At 68.1% G+C, this 13,286-nt stretch carries 13 protein-coding genes; 11 read left to right on the forward strand and 2 right to left on the reverse strand.

Annotation, left to right across the window (positions count from 1 at the left end; all coding sequences use genetic code 11):
- Positions 1 to 20 precede the first annotated feature (20 nt).
- On the reverse strand, positions 21 to 1,322 hold the full coding sequence (locus BM109_RS19280) for an ABC transporter substrate-binding protein (RefSeq protein ID WP_177239389.1): 1,302 nt from the start codon (positions 1,320 to 1,322) through the stop codon (positions 21 to 23).
- 142 nt (positions 1,323 to 1,464) lie between these two features.
- On the opposite strand from BM109_RS19280, the gene BM109_RS40770 reads away from it, so the two are divergent.
- Together BM109_RS40770 and BM109_RS19290 are read left to right on the forward strand one after the other, a co-directional pair.
- Positions 1,465 to 2,160: a GntR family transcriptional regulator gene (locus BM109_RS40770; protein ID WP_177239390.1), complete on the forward strand. Its 696-nt coding sequence runs from the start codon at positions 1,465 to 1,467 to the stop codon at positions 2,158 to 2,160.
- A 492-nt stretch (positions 2,161 to 2,652) separates the two neighbouring features.
- Entirely contained in the window at positions 2,653 to 2,862 is a 210-nt protein-coding gene (locus BM109_RS19290; protein WP_093345667.1) for a hypothetical protein, read from the forward strand.
- A gap of 24 nt (positions 2,863 to 2,886) precedes the next feature.
- Here the strand turns inward: BM109_RS19290 and BM109_RS19295 are convergent, their stop codons facing one another.
- On the reverse strand, positions 2,887 to 3,570 hold the full coding sequence (locus BM109_RS19295) for a GntR family transcriptional regulator (protein ID WP_093345670.1): 684 nt from the start codon (positions 3,568 to 3,570) through the stop codon (positions 2,887 to 2,889).
- Positions 3,571 to 3,664: 94 nt separating this feature from the next.
- On the opposite strand from BM109_RS19295, the gene BM109_RS19300 reads away from it, so the two are divergent.
- The 9 genes from BM109_RS19300 to BM109_RS19340 all read left to right on the forward strand — a co-directional run bounded on the left by BM109_RS19300 (position 3,665) and on the right by BM109_RS19340 (position 13,223).
- Complete coding sequence (locus BM109_RS19300; RefSeq protein WP_093345672.1) at positions 3,665 to 4,738, forward strand: BMP family ABC transporter substrate-binding protein; 1,074 nt, start codon at positions 3,665 to 3,667, stop codon at positions 4,736 to 4,738.
- 9 nt (positions 4,739 to 4,747) lie between these two features.
- A complete protein-coding gene (locus tag BM109_RS19305) occupies positions 4,748 to 5,431 on the forward strand; it encodes a Rieske (2Fe-2S) protein (protein WP_093345675.1) in 684 nt (227 codons plus the stop codon).
- Complete coding sequence (locus BM109_RS19310) at positions 5,424 to 7,238, forward strand: 2Fe-2S iron-sulfur cluster-binding protein (protein WP_093345677.1); 1,815 nt, start codon at positions 5,424 to 5,426, stop codon at positions 7,236 to 7,238. The genes BM109_RS19305 and BM109_RS19310 overlap by 8 nt, the downstream gene beginning before the upstream one ends.
- A gap of 9 nt (positions 7,239 to 7,247) precedes the next feature.
- Positions 7,248 to 7,892 carry a glutathione S-transferase family protein gene (locus BM109_RS19315; RefSeq protein ID WP_093345680.1) on the forward strand — a complete coding sequence of 215 codons (645 nt, stop codon included), beginning with the start codon at positions 7,248 to 7,250 and terminating at the stop codon, positions 7,890 to 7,892.
- 136 nt (positions 7,893 to 8,028) lie between these two features.
- Complete coding sequence (locus tag BM109_RS19320) at positions 8,029 to 9,156, forward strand: Gfo/Idh/MocA family protein (protein ID WP_093345681.1); 1,128 nt, start codon at positions 8,029 to 8,031, stop codon at positions 9,154 to 9,156.
- Positions 9,157 to 9,205: 49 nt separating this feature from the next.
- On the forward strand, positions 9,206 to 10,117 hold the full coding sequence (locus tag BM109_RS19325) for a sugar phosphate isomerase/epimerase family protein (protein ID WP_093345684.1): 912 nt from the start codon (positions 9,206 to 9,208) through the stop codon (positions 10,115 to 10,117).
- Positions 10,114 to 11,286 (forward strand): aldose 1-epimerase family protein, encoded by a 1,173-nt coding sequence (locus BM109_RS19330; RefSeq protein WP_093345686.1) that lies wholly within the window; start codon positions 10,114 to 10,116, stop codon positions 11,284 to 11,286. The genes BM109_RS19325 and BM109_RS19330 overlap by 4 nt, the downstream gene beginning before the upstream one ends.
- A gap of 72 nt (positions 11,287 to 11,358) precedes the next feature.
- Positions 11,359 to 12,420: a LacI family DNA-binding transcriptional regulator gene (locus BM109_RS19335; protein ID WP_093345689.1), complete on the forward strand. Its 1,062-nt coding sequence runs from the start codon at positions 11,359 to 11,361 to the stop codon at positions 12,418 to 12,420.
- A gap of 41 nt (positions 12,421 to 12,461) precedes the next feature.
- Positions 12,462 to 13,223, forward strand: coding sequence for an SDR family NAD(P)-dependent oxidoreductase (locus BM109_RS19340; RefSeq protein WP_218159387.1), 762 nt, complete (start codon positions 12,462 to 12,464; stop codon positions 13,221 to 13,223).
- Positions 13,224 to 13,286 lie beyond the last annotated feature (63 nt).

The following is a 13,286-nucleotide window of genomic DNA, read 5'->3' on the forward strand; positions in this document are numbered from 1 at the left end:
TCGCTTGAACGCCCGGGGGCTTACTGCTTGAGCAGCGCTTCGATCTGCTGGTGGGCGTCGGCCAGCGCCTGCTCGCGCGGCTTCGAGCCCGCCACCGCGGCCTGCAGGTTCTGGCGGAAGATCTCCAGCGCCTGCGGCCACTTCGGCGTCTGCGGCAGGAAGGCGCCGTGCGCGATCTCGGCCGCGACGATGCGCGCCGATTCGCTGTTGGCGATCTTGTCGTAGCCCTCGTTCACGCTCTTGCGCGACGACAGCATGTTGTTGTCGTCGAACCATTTCTTCATGCTCGCGCTGTCGGTCAGGTACTTCGCGAGCTTCCAGGCTTCCTCGGGATGCTTGCTGTTCTTGCCGACGAAGATCGACTTCTGGAACAGCGTGGTGCGCACCTGCTTGCTGCTGCCGGCCGGCTGCGGCATCGGCGCCATCGCCAGCACGTTCCAGCCGTCGAGCTGCGGGTTCATCGCGCTGACCTCGGGGTAGCTCCAGGTGGTGCCGATCTTCATCGCCACGGTGCGATTGGCCAGCAGCCGGCGCGAGCCGTTGGCGTCGACCTGCGCGGCGCCGGGCGGCACCGACTTGTCGACCAGGATCAGGTCGACGATGAAGTTGAAGGCCGCCTTGGCCTCGGGCGTGTCGAGCGCCGAATGCTGGCCGTCGGGCGTGATGAAGTCGGCGCCGAAGCCGCGCAGGATCGACGACACGCGCAGGTCGAAGCCGGCCGGCGCGAGCACCACCGAGAAGCCCCAGCGGTCGATCGCCGAGCCGCCGGTCGATGAGCGCGTGAGCTTCTTCGCGGCGGCGCGAAACTCGTCCCAGGTCTTGGGCGGCCCGGCCACGCCGGCCTCGGCGAACAGCTTCTTGTTGTAGACCAGGGTCATCGCGACGGTGTTCATCGGGATGCCCCAGGTCTTGCCGGTGACGGTGACCGGCAGCAGCGAGTTCGGATAGAAGTCGGCCAGGAAGTTGCCGCCTTCCTTCTGGATGTAGGGCGTGAGATCGCGCACCCAGCCCTCGGCGATGTACTGGCGCACCGGGTTGGCGTCGAGCGCGAACACATCGGGGCCTTCGCCCGCGCGGATCGCGGTGCTGTACTTCACGTCGCGCTGCGCCAGCGGAACCGGCTCGCGCTTGACCTTGATGCCGGGGTTGGCCTTCTCGAAGGCGTCGATCACGCCGTTGAGCGACTTGCCCCAGACGTCCTGCGCGAGCTGCCAGTCCGAATAGGTGATCGTGACATCGGCATGCGCCGACATGGCCGCGGCCATGCCCGCACCCGCCACCATGGCCCGCAGCAGATGCGCGGCCCGCAGGGATAGCTTCATTTCTTGTCTCCGGTTTCCGAGGTTGTCGCTCATGACGCCTTCTTCGTGGCGTTCTGGGATACTAGTATACCAGTTGAGCCAAATCAAGTTCTTTCGCGATCGGCCGGCCCATAATCGGCCGCGATCCCACTTTCCGAACAAGATGAATGCGCCTTTGCTGAAGCCCGCGCTGAAGATGCCGCCGCGCGAAAGCACCAGCCAGCAGGTCTACGAACTGCTGCGCACCGCCATCGTCAATGCCACGCTGGCGCCGGGCCGCGCGATCTCGGAGATCGAGATGGCGAACCAGCTCGAGGTGAGCCGCACGCCGGTGCGCGAATCGTTCCGCCGGCTGGCCGCCGAAGGCTTTCTCAAGGTGGTGCCGCAGGTGGGCACCGTGGTCTCGAAAATGAGCCGGCGCGAGCTGATGGACGCGCTGTTCATCCGCGAGTCGATCGAATGCGCGGCTGCGCGCCTGGCCGTGAAGGCGCCGCTCGAGGAGCGCGAGGCGCTGCACCGGCTGATGCTGCGCCAGCGCGCGGCGGTCGACCGCGGCGACATCGAGGAGGGACTGAACAAGGACGAGGACCTGCACCGCGGGCTGATCGACCTGTCGGGCCATCCGCGTGCCTGGGAGCCGGTGCGCCAGGCCCGCGCTCACATGGAGCGCGTGCGCCGCATGGCGATTCCCGAACTGCAGAGCAACATCAAGGCCGCCGAGCAGCACGAGCGCATCGCCGCGGCGCTGGTGGCGGCCGATACCGAGGTGCTGGTGAGGGAACTGCAGGCGCACATCCGGCTGATCGAAGGGTTCATCGAGGGCATCTCGGCGCGGTACCCGGACTACTTCGAGGACTGAAGCGCACCAATGAAACGCGCAAAAAAACACCCGCCGAAGCGGGTGTATCCCTTGCGGGCCCAGAGGGAGGTTCTTCTTGCTCTTCTTGGCACCCTGGTGCGTGACAGCGACGCCATGTTCGATGCGAAGCCGTAAGAGACGCGTCAGCCTTTGGGAGGCAGCGCGTGTAGGCCATTGCAAAAATCGTGAAGAATTGCTCAGAATTATTCATATGGGATGCCGAAAAGCCCGCCCTCCCATAGAAATGTCGGTGTCGTCTGACGTGAGATGACTGTTTCAGGCTCGAACATCCTTGTGTCCGGCCGTTCCTCCCTCGGCTGGGCGCCTAGTGTGTGACAGCAACTTAGGCTTCGCGCCCGGCCTCGTGCCGGGCGCTTTTCTTTGTGCCGCCCGATCCGGTCCTCGAGTCCACGTAAAGCTTGTGTGAAACCGTGCCAATAAGAATCATTCTTATTAAAATGATTTCAATAGTGTTACAGCCGAGGATCAGGCATGGACAAGTTCATGGCACGTGCCGAGTGCGAATGGCTCGCACAGTTTTTTCCGGATTCGGGGGCGGACACCGCGCCCGCGCCGCTGAGCCAGCGCGGGAACGTCCCTCCCAAGCAAGAGGCCGCCACAAGCCGCGCGCCCTGGCATCGGGCGATCCGGTCGTCGGTCGCGCGCGTGCTGCGCCCCGGCGCGCCCAAGGCCGGCGCCTGAGCCGGTGCCGGCCCGGCGCTGAGCTCAGCGCCGACGCAAGGCCCGGCTCAGATGCGGGTCCGCTTCCTCGTCGTCGGGCGCGTCCGCACCCAGGCTGACTTCCACGGTGTGGAGGTGGCTGCGCAGCAGCGCCAGCGCTTCCTCGGTCGATCCGCTTTCGATCAGGGCGATCAATTGCGCATGCTCGTCCTGCAGGCATTCGGTGTGCTTGTCGTATTCGTGCTGGTAGAGCAGCAGGATCAGCGCGATCCGCCCGACCAGTTGATCGAGCGTCTGCGCGAGCAGGTCGTTGCCCGCGAGCCGCGCGAGCAGCACGTGGAATCCCGCGCCGAGCCGGCGCACCTCTTCCATGTCGTTGCCCACGCGCGCCGCGCGCTCCTGCTTGACGTGCGCGCGCAGCGCCGCCAGGTCCTTCTTGCTATGGGCCTGCGACAGCTTCTCCAGTGAGTGGCGCTCGATCGCCCAGCGCAGATCGAAGGTGTCGCGCGCTTCCTTCGGCGTGGGCTTGGCCACCGAAGCGATCTTGCCCGGCGTGAGGTCCACCAGCCCCTCGCGCGCCAGGCTCTGGAGCGCCTGTCGCACCACCGTGCGACTCACGCCGTAGAGCTTGCCCAGGCTCACTTCGCGCAGCTGCGTGCCCGGCAGCAGGCGGTGGGCAGCGACGGCCTCCCGGATGCTGTCGCTGATCTCTTCGTTCTTGGTAGACATGGTCCGGGATTGTAATTAGACTGAATCGGTATACCGATATAGAGTACTGATTCAGAATTCAGACTGCCCCAACCACCCTCGAGGACAACGCCCCATGATCGAATTTCGCCCGGCTGTCGCAGCCTTCGCGGCCTTCTTCTGCGCCGCACCCACGTTCGCGGCCGAGCCGCTCCAGATCGGCTTCGTCTATCAAAGCCCCGTCTCCGACGTCGGCTGGGTGGCCGTCCACGAAAGCGCGCGCAAGCAGCTCGAGAAGGAATTCGGCAACCGCATCAAGACCCAGGTGGTGCAGGACGTGAAGGCCGGCCCCGACGGCGCGCGCGTGATCCGCGAGCTGGTCGGCAACGGGGCGGGGCTGATGGTGCTCGGCAGCTTCGGCTACATGAACGACGGCCTGAAGGCGGCCGCCGAGAACCCCAAGGTCAATTTCGTCCACGCCAGCGGCTTCAGGCAGGCCGCCAACTTCGGCACCTACAACGCGCGCTGGTACGAGGCCGCCTATGTGGCCGGCCTGGTGGCGGGCAAGGTCACGAAGTCGAACAAGCTCGGCTACGTGGGCGCGCTGCCGATCCCCGACGTGGTCTCGACCATCAACGCCTTCGCGCTCGGCGCGCAGAAGAGCAATCCCGCCGCCAAGGTGTCGGTGGTGTGGGTCAACGAGTGGTTCAACCCCGGCAGCGAGCGCGATGCCGCCAACACGCTGATGCAGCAGGGCGCGGACGTGATCGGCTCCGGCTTCCAGGACAACCCCGCCGTGCTGCAGGCGGCCGAGGCCAAGGGCGTCTGGTCGATCGGCATGTTCTCCGACCATCGCAAGTCCGCGCCGCAGAAGCTGCTGACCTCGCTCACGCACGACTGGACGCCCTACCTGCGCCAGGCCGTGCAGGACACGCTCGACGGCAAGTTCAAGGGCACGGCCTATGCCGCGACCCTGGCCAATGGCGGCGTGAGCCTCGCGGACTGGAACCCCGGCGTGCCGGCCGACGTGGTCCAGATGGCGAAGCAGGCGCGCGCCGACATCGTGGCCGGCAAGCTCAAGGTCTTCGCCGGCCCGCTCAAGGACAACACGGGCAAGCAGCGCGCGGCGCCGGGTGCCTCGCTGCCCGATTCGGACATCGCCGGCATGAACTGGTTCGTCGAGGGCATCCAGGGCGCGATCCCGCGTTGAGGCCCGGCCATGAACCAGACCGCAGACACAGCGGCGACCTCCGCCGACTGGTTTCCCGTGGAGTTCTCGCGCAACCTGCTGCCGGGACAGGTGCTGCAGTCCACGCTGCTCGGCCATGAACTGGCCCTGTGGCGATCGGCCTCGGGCGCGATGGAGGTGTGGGAGAACCGCTGCCCGCACCGCAGCGTGCGACTCAGCCTCGGCTTCGTCGTCGGGGAAGAACTGGTCTGCCGCTACCACGGCTGGCGCTATGGCCGCGACGGCCACTGCGTGTCGGTGCCTTCGTCGCCGAAGGACGCGAGCCCGCCTGCCGCCTGCGCGCGGACCTACCTCAGCCGCGAGAGCGACGGCATCGTCTGGGCCAGCCTCGCGCGCATGCCGGCCGGCTATCCGCCGCGCCTCTGCGAGGGCCTCGTGCCGTCGCGCAGCTTCACGGTCGACCTCGATGCCGGCACCTTCGCGCTGCAGGCCGAACGCGCGGGCTGGTTGCAAGGGCAGAGCACTTGCGTCTGGCAGGAAGGCGCGTTGGCCCTGCTGATCCAGCCGCTGCTGCCCGACACCTCGATCGTCCACCTGCTCGTCGCGCGCGGTTCATCGAGCCTCGACAAGCAACGGGCCATCGAAAGCATCAAGACGCACATCGCGCAATGGACGGCCGAGGCCCGCGCCCCGAGGGAGACCGAACATGCCTGACACCATCGATCCCGCGATCGCGGCCGACTGGCTCGCCATCGGCGACAGCCTGGGCCTCGCGCCCGGCACGGGCCGGCGCACGCGCCTGCTGGGCCACGACCTGCAAGTGCGCCGCCAGCCCGACGGCGCGCTCGAGGCCTGGTTCGAGGCCGAACCCACGAGGCCTTGCCACGCCACCGACCACTGCGGCTTCATCCTGCTGTGCCTCGGCGACGAGCCCAGGCCACTGTTCGAACTGACGGCCTTCGCGAACCCCGCGCGCCGCTTCCTCTACATGGGCGGCTTCGGCATCCACAGCGGCCCGCTGCGGGTGGTGGAGAACTTCCTCGACATGGCGCACTTCCCCTTCGTCCATGCCCACATCCTCGGATCGGAAGAGGCGACCGAAGTGCGCGGCTACGAGGTCGAGCTAGACGCCCGTCAGGAACTCTGGGCCCGCGACTGCAAGTTCATCCAGCCGCTGGCCTCGGCGGATGCAAAGGGCGGAGCGGACGTCGACTACGTCTACCGCGTCGTCAATCCGTTTTCGCCGATGCTCTACAAGCATCCGGCGGGCCGTTCGGCCGAGCTCGCCGACATCATCTTCCTGTTCATCCAGCCCACCGACGAAGAGCGCTGCATCGCGCACTTCGCGATCAGCCTGTTCGATGTCGAAAGCTCGAGTGGCGAAATCATGGCCTTCCAGCAGAACATCCTCGGGCAGGACAAGCCGATCCTCGAGAACCACGTCCACAAGAAGCTGCCGCTCGATCCGCGCATCGAAGTGCCTTCGCGCGCCGATGCGGCCTCGAGCACCTTTCGCCGCTGGCTGCGCGACATCCATCTGCGCTGGGGCATCGAAGCGCAGAGCACCGAGCCAAGGCCGCGGCTCAGCGTGGAGGTGGCGGGAAAAAGAACCGTGGCGCAGGACATCGTCGAGTTCAGGCTGCGCTCGCCGCGCCGCGGACCGTTGCCGAGCGCCACCGCGGGCTCGCACCTCGACGTGCACCTGCCGAACGGCCAGATCCGCCAGTACTCGGTCTGCGGCCAGGACGACGAGGGCTACACCATCGCCGTCAAGCGCGAGGCCGATTCGCGCGGCGGTTCCATCGCCTTGCACGAGTCGGTGCAGGCCGGCATGCAGCTCGAGATCGGACTGCCCAAGAACAACTTCCGGCTCGACCCGCGCATCGAACACGCGGTGCTGATCGCGGGCGGCATCGGCATCACGCCGATTCTCGCGATGGCGCGCGATCTAGTGGCAAGGGGAAAGCGGCTGGCTCTGCACTACTTCTGCCGCTCGGCCGAGCATGCCGCGTACCGTGCCGAGCTCGAGGCACTGCTGGGAATGAACCTGCATCTGCACCTGGGCCTGTCGCCGCAACAGACCGAAGACCACGTACGGCAGGCACTGCAAGCCGGTGGCGACGCGCATGCCTTCGCCTGCGGGCCCACACCGCTGATGCAGTGCATCGAGCGCGTCGCGGCAGAACTCCATTGGCCCGCCGATCGCGTGCACTTCGAATACTTCCGGCGCACCACGCCTGTCGAGGCCTGCGGCCCCGCCTTCACCGTCGAACTCGCGCGCAGCGGCCGCCGCGTGCAGGTTGCGAGCGACACCACCATCGTCGAAGCACTGCGCGCCATCGACATCCACCTCGACACCAGCTGCGAACAGGGCGTCTGCGGCACCTGCCTGTGCACCGTCATCGACGGCCAGCCCGACCATCGCGACCAGTACCTGAGCACGGGCGAGAAGGCGTCCCACATGCAGATGCTGCCTTGCGTCTCGCGGTCGCGTTCGGCGACGCTGGTGCTCGATCTCTGAGGGCTGGCGATGATCAAGCTCTACAACGAACAGATGTCCGGCAACTGCTACAAGCTGCGGCTCTTCATGGCGCTGCTCGGCATCGCCCATGAGCGCGTGCCGGTCAACTTCCATCCCGGACGCGAACACAAGCAGGCCGAATTCCTCGCGCTCAATCCCTTCGGCCAGTTGCCGGTGATCGACGACGACGGCTTCGTGCTGCGCGACGCGCAGGCCATCCTCGTCTACCTCGCGAGCATCCACGACAGCATGGGCACCTGGTTCCCCGCCGATCCGCAGCGTCGCGCCCAGGTCATGCTGTGGCTCACCGTGGCCGAGGACATCACGCGCAGTGCCTCGGCCGCGCGCCTGCACGATGCCTTCGGCTATGACTTCGACGCACCGGCCTGCCGCGCGGCCGCGCACAAGCTGTTCGCGCACATCGAAGACCACCTGGGCGACCGCGAGGCCGCGGGCGAGGGCTGGCTGGTCGGCGCCACGCCCACGCTCGCCGACATCGCCTGCTTCCCCTACATCGCGCTCGCGCCCGAGGGCGGCATCGCATTGACGCGCTATCCCGCGCTCAGGCGCTGGATCGCACGCGTCAAGTCGATTCCCGGCTTCATCGGCATGCCCGGCATCTTCGCGCTCGGCATCGACGCCGAAGCCTCCTGATGCGTCGCGGGATGCCCCGCTGATTCGCCTCAAAAAACCTCATCCCGGTCGATTGGTCCGGGTCGCCGCGTCCCTTAACCTCGGTCGCGAGGCAGCAAAGCACTGCCTCGATTCGACCCAGGACAGGAGACAAGCCATGACCCCAACGAGCGCGACCGCCGCGCCGGCCGCCGATGCACGCGGCTTCGAACCCGACGCGCCGATCCGTTGCCGCGATTTCCGCATCGGTGCCATCGGCGCCGGCTTCATCATGGCGGACGTGCAGCTCGCGGCCTACCGCGAGGCCGGCTTCCCCGTGGTGGCGATCGCCTCGCGCACCCGTTCCAAGGCAGCCGATGTGGCGCAGCGCTGGAATATCCCCACGGTGCACGACACGCCCGAGGCGTTGATCCGCGATCCGCAGGTTCAGATCGTCGATATCGCCTTTCCGCCCGACCGCCAGCCCGAGCTGATCCGCCTCGCGCTCGCGCAGCCGCACGTGAAGGCGGTGCTCGCGCAGAAGCCGCTGGCGCTCGACCTCGACACGGCGCGCGCGCTGGCCGAGGAGGCGCGCGCGGCCGGCAAGCCGCTGTCGGTGAACCAGAACATGCGCTTCGACCAGTCGATGCGCGTGCTCAAGCAACTGCTCGACCGCGGGGAACTCGGCACGCCGGTGCTCGCCACCATCGAGATGCGCGCCATCCCGCACTGGCAGGAGTTCCTGCGCGGCTACGGCCGCCTCACGCTGGCCAACATGAGCGTGCATCACCTCGACGTGCTGCGCTTCCTGTTCGGCGAGCCCGAGGACATCTACACCGCCGCGCGGCCCGATCCGCGCACCGGCTTCGAACACAGCGACGGCATCGTCTGCTCGACCCTGCGCTTTCGCAGCGGCGTGATGGCGCTCAGCATGGAGGACGTCTGGACCGGCCCGCATGGCGAGGGCTTCGATGCCGGCATCTTCATCAAGTGGCGCGTCGAGGGCACCGAGGGCGTGGCCGAAGGCACGATCGGCTGGCCCGACTATCCCGAAGGCAGCCCGAGCACGCTGCGCTACAGCTCGCGCCACGGCACGGACGGCCAATGGGTCGAACCGAGCTGGTCCACGCGCTGGTTCCCGCAGGCCTTCGCGGGCGTGATGGAACAGCTGCAATGGGCGCTCGCCCAGGGCGAGGCGCCGATGCTCGACGTCGCCGACAACGTGAAGACCATGGCGCTGGTCGAAGCCGGCTACCGCTCGCTCGCCGAGCGGCGCGCCGTGCCGCTGGCCGAGTTCGGCGTCTGAGCTGCGCGCTTTCCCCGCATCCCCACCCACAACCCATCGGAGACAACCCATGATCCAAGTCGGCATCTTCAGCGGCTACTTCCCCTATGCCCTCGAGGAGTCCGCGCGCCGCATCAAGGCGCAGGGCTTCAACACCGTGCAGCTCGACCTCGCGTTCAAGGACATCGACTTCTCCACGCCCGAGGCCATCACGCGCGAGAAGTGCCACCGCGTGCGCGACACCTTCCGCCGCCACGACCTGCCGATCAGCTGCATGTCGGCGTACACGAACATCGTTCACCCCGATGCCGGCGAGCGCAAGCGCCGCAACGACTACCTCAAGGCCACGCTGCGCCATGCGCGCGACTGCGGCACGCCCTACGTGATCAGCGAGACCGGCACCGTCAACCCCGACAGCGACTGGTCCTCGCATCCCGACAACAAGAGCGAGCGTGCCTACGCCGACTGCGTGAAGGTGGTGCGCGAGCTCGCGCAGGAGGCGCACGACCACGGCGCGGTGTTCCTGGTCGAGACCTACGTGAACAACATCATCGGTTCGGTCGAGGAGACGCTGCGCCTGTTCGCCGACGTCAACCATCCGGGCCTGGGCCTGCTGATGGACCCGACCAACTACTTCGAGACCCACAACATCGACCGGATGGACCAGGTGCTCAACCAGATGTTCGACGCGCTCGGCGACAAGGTCCGCATCGCGCATGCCAAGGACGTGAAGCGCGCCGCCGGCGACGACAAGAGCGAGAAGTTCGCCGACATCGACGCCTCCGAAGCGCACCAGTTCCGCGGCGTGGGCGAGATCGAGCTGCCGGCGCCGGGCCTGGGCGCGCTGAACTACGACCTCTACCTCAAGCGGCTCGCGCAGCACCATCCCAACATCCCGATCATCATCGAGCACCTCGACGAATCGGACGTGCCGCGCGCCAAGCGCTTCCTCGACGACAAGCTGCTGGAGGCCGGCGCGTGACCCAGCTCCACGGCCGCCACTGGACCCGGCGCGAGTTGCGCGAACACGCGGGCACGCTTGCGCAGTTCGCGGGCGTGCGACTGGTGACGCTGGGCGACGGCGTGGAACGCGGCATCCGCTGCCTCGAGTTCCGCACCGGCACCGGCTTCGCGTTCCAGGTGCTGGTCGACCGCGCGATGGACGTGGGCGCCTGCGAATACCGCGGCGCCGCCATCGGCTGGCAATCGCCTACGGGCTTCCGGCATCCGGGGCTGCACGAGAACGCGGACGAGGGCGGCCTCGGCTGGCTGCGCTCCTTCTCGGGCCTGCTCGTGACCTGCGGCCTCGACCACACGCTGTTCATGGACAGCGACCCGGCCGGCCACTACCACTACACGCCGCGCAAGAGCGTCGACAGCGGCCTGCACGGCCGCATCGCGAATATTCCCGCGCGGCTCACCGGCTACGGCGAGCGCTGGGAGGGCGACGACTGCATCCTCTGGTGCGAGGGCGTGGTGCAGCAGTCGGCCGTGTTCGGCGAGGACCTGCACCTGGTGCGGCGCATCAAGGCGCGCGTGGGCGATCACGGCTTCACGCTGCACGACCGCGTGGTCAACCACGGCTTCTACCGCACGCCGCACATGTTCTGCTACCACATCAACGCCGGCCATCCGGTGCTCGACGAGGGCAGCCGCTACATCGCGCCGATCCGCCACACGCCCTGGGCCGCGCATGCCGATGCATTGCGCAAGCAATCGGTGGGCTACCGCACCCAGCCCGGACCGCAAGCCGACTTCCACGAGCAGGTCTACGAGCATGCGATGGCGGCCGATGCGCAAGGGCGCATCCCGGTCGCGCTGGTCAACGAGGGCTTCGACGGCGGCCGTGGCATCGGCCTCGCGGTCGAGGTCAACCGCGACGAGTTCCCGTGCCAGTTCCAGTGGCAGAACTACCAGCGCGGCCAGTACGCGATGGGCATCGAGCCGAGCACCAACCACGTGCTGGGCAAGCCCTTCGCACGCGAACGCGGCGAACTGATCTGGCTCGAGCATGGCGACGAGCGCCGCTACACCACGCGCTTCTCGGTGCTCGACGGGCGCGGCGAGATCGCGGCCTTCGAGGAGCGCGTGCGCGCCATCTGCGCGCAGCCCGCCGACGAGTACCCGGCCATCACCGGCCGCTGGGACTGAGGCGCGAAGAAGATGGGCGAGCCGGTGCGGACATCGCGGCAGGGCGTCTCGTTGCGCGGAATACTCGGCGACATGAAGACGAAGACATCGACGCCCTCCGCCGAGGCCCCCGGCCGCTCGCGCCTGGCCGACGTCGCGCGCGTGGCCGGCGTTTCGAAGGCCACGGCCGACCGCGCGCTGCATGCGCGCAAGGGCGTGCGCTCGGCCACGGTGCAGCGTGTGGTGCGCGCGGCCGCGCAGCTGGGCTACCTGCCCGACGAGAGCCTGCACCAGGTGCTGCGCCCCAGGCCGATGGAGCTGATCTTCCTGCTGCCGGCCGGCACCAACCAGTTCATCCGCATGCTCGGCGACTACGTGGGCATCGTCGAGAAGCAGCTCGAGCCCTTCAACGTGCGCTGCCGCCGCGTCGAGATCGAGGGCTTCGATGCCGAGGTGCTGGCCGCGCGGCTGCTGCGCCATGGCCGGCAATGCGACGGCATCGCCTTCGTGCCGCTCGAGCATCCGGCGGTGCGCGAGGCCGTCGCCACGCTGGCCGACCAGGGCGTGCACCTGCTCACGCTGCTGTCGGACCTGCCGGGCTCGCGGCGCGCCGCCTATGTGGGCATCGACAACCATGCGGCCGGCCGCACCGCGGGCTATCTCATGGGCCGCATGCTCGACCGCAAGTCGGGCAAGGTCGGCCTGATCGCGGGCAGCCTCAGCTACCGCGGCCACGAGGAGCGCGAGGTCGGCTTCCTGCAGGTGCTGGCCGAGCAGTTCCCGGGGCTGCGCGTGGTGGGCCTGCGCGAGGGCCACGACGACGTGGCGCAGAACTACCGCCAGGCGCGCACCTTGCTGCGCCAGCATGCCGACCTGGTGGCCCTCTACAACATCGGCGGCGCCTCCGAAGGCATCGGCCGCGCGCTCAAGGAGGCGGGCCTCGACCGCAAGGTGGTCTTCATCGGCCACGAGATCACGCCCGACACCCGCGCCATGCTGATCGACGGCACGCTCGACGCGGCCATCAACCAGAACCCGCAGACCGAGGTGATGAACTGCGTGCGCATCTTCGCCAACCTGCGCGCGGGCCGCGATGCGCTCGCGGGCGTGGAGCCGGTGCGCGCCGGCATCGCGGTGCGCGAGAACCTGCCCTGACCCTCCTTTCCTCCCACGACTTCAAAAGACACGACACGACCATGGACATGACAGGCAAGAAGGTGCTGGTGACCGGCGCCGCCGGCGGACTCGGCACCAGCATCTGCTGGGCTTTCGCGCGCGCGGGCGCGCAGGTGCTGGCGCTGGACATCGATCCGGCCAAGGGCGAGCGCCTGGTCGCGGCCGGGGAGGGCGAGGGCGCCGAGGTGCGCGCGCGGCTGCGCTTCGTGCAGGGCGACCTCGCCGACCTCGGCGCGCTCGCGGCGCAGCTGGCCGCGCTGTTCGAGGCCCAGGGCGGCGTCGACGTGCTGATCAACAACGCCGCCATCTATCCCTCGCGCAGCATCGAGGAGTTCAGCATCGAGGAGCATCGCCGCGTGCAGGGCGTGAACGTCGACGCGGCGCTGGTCTGCGTGCAGGCCGCGCTGCCGCACATGAAGCGCCAGCGCTTCGGCCGCATCGTCAACGTCGTCAGCATCACGATGTACGGCGGCTGGTCGCTGCTGCTGCCCTACGTCACTTCCAAGGGCGCGCTGCTGGGCATGACGCGCGCGATGGCGCGCGAGCTCGGACCGCACGGCATCACGGTCAACGCGGTGTCGCCGGGCGCCTTCCCGACCGATGCCGAGAAGATCCATCCCGACCCCGAGGGCTACGAGCGCTTCGTGCTCGAGCACCAGTCGGTCAAGCGCCGCGGCGCGCCCGACGACATCGCGAACGCGATGCTGTTCTTCGCGGCCGAGGGCAGCGGCTTCATCACCGGCCAGACGCTCAACGTCGATGGCGGCTGGGTGATGCAGTAGCCGCCGAAGCTCCGCCCTTTCACTCGACCTCTCGACCACCAGCTAGGGAAATCCCGTGATCGC

This window comes from Variovorax sp. PDC80, from assembly GCF_900115375.1.
GTDB lineage: Bacteria > Pseudomonadota > Gammaproteobacteria > Burkholderiales > Burkholderiaceae_C > Variovorax.

Excerpts from the sequence above, each read along its gene's own strand:
- BM109_RS19280 (WP_177239389.1), bottom strand. The coding sequence starts at position 1,322 with ATGAAGCTATCCCTGCGGGCCGCGCATCTGCTGCGGGCCATGGTGGCG.
- BM109_RS40770 (WP_177239390.1), top strand. The coding sequence starts at position 1,465 with ATGAATGCGCCTTTGCTGAAGCCCGCGCTGAAGATGCCGCCGCGCGAA.
- BM109_RS19290 (WP_093345667.1), top strand. The coding sequence starts at position 2,653 with ATGGACAAGTTCATGGCACGTGCCGAGTGCGAATGGCTCGCACAGTTT.
- BM109_RS19295 (WP_093345670.1), bottom strand. The coding sequence starts at position 3,570 with ATGTCTACCAAGAACGAAGAGATCAGCGACAGCATCCGGGAGGCCGTC.
- BM109_RS19300 (WP_093345672.1), top strand. The coding sequence starts at position 3,665 with ATGATCGAATTTCGCCCGGCTGTCGCAGCCTTCGCGGCCTTCTTCTGC.
- BM109_RS19305 (WP_093345675.1), top strand. The coding sequence starts at position 4,748 with ATGAACCAGACCGCAGACACAGCGGCGACCTCCGCCGACTGGTTTCCC.
- BM109_RS19310 (WP_093345677.1), top strand. The coding sequence starts at position 5,424 with ATGCCTGACACCATCGATCCCGCGATCGCGGCCGACTGGCTCGCCATC.
- BM109_RS19315 (WP_093345680.1), top strand. The coding sequence starts at position 7,248 with ATGATCAAGCTCTACAACGAACAGATGTCCGGCAACTGCTACAAGCTG.
- BM109_RS19320 (WP_093345681.1), top strand. The coding sequence starts at position 8,029 with ATGACCCCAACGAGCGCGACCGCCGCGCCGGCCGCCGATGCACGCGGC.
- BM109_RS19325 (WP_093345684.1), top strand. The coding sequence starts at position 9,206 with ATGATCCAAGTCGGCATCTTCAGCGGCTACTTCCCCTATGCCCTCGAG.
- BM109_RS19335 (WP_093345689.1), top strand. The coding sequence starts at position 11,359 with ATGAAGACGAAGACATCGACGCCCTCCGCCGAGGCCCCCGGCCGCTCG.
- BM109_RS19340 (WP_218159387.1), top strand. The coding sequence starts at position 12,462 with ATGGACATGACAGGCAAGAAGGTGCTGGTGACCGGCGCCGCCGGCGGA.